This window comes from Acetobacter sp. DsW_059 (assembly GCF_002153695.1).
Taxonomy (GTDB): Bacteria; Pseudomonadota; Alphaproteobacteria; order Acetobacterales; family Acetobacteraceae; genus Acetobacter; species Acetobacter thailandicus.
The window spans coordinates 1-263 of sequence record NZ_JOPI01000045.1 but is presented as its reverse complement, the minus strand read 5'-3'; the positions used below and the strand labels follow the sequence as shown (position 1 = coordinate 263).

Annotated in this window: 1 pseudogene; it reads right to left on the bottom strand. The window is 55.9% G+C overall.

Annotated elements, in window-relative coordinates:
* Window positions 1-7 precede the first annotated feature (7 nt).
* A pseudogene (locus HK25_RS12990) lies at window positions 8-263 on the bottom strand (hypothetical protein); the annotation flags it as partial.

Here is a 263-nt window from a genome sequence, read left to right as displayed (position 1 = left end):
ACATAAATTATACTCCTGCGGCGCAGAGAACGCCGTTATTGTTCCAGGTATTTGGGAAATAGACTGTGCCGTCAGTGATAATGACGTCGCCTTCTGAGGTGAGGCCTGCGGGTAGTGTGCTGCTGCCTGCGATATAAACGCCGCCGTTAACCGTCACATCATCGGGCAGCGTGCCGACCGTGCGGGCGCGACGGACAATATCGTTCTGATCAACGTAATAGGTGCCAGACGGCAGAGCATCGGCGCGGGCGATAATGTCAGCC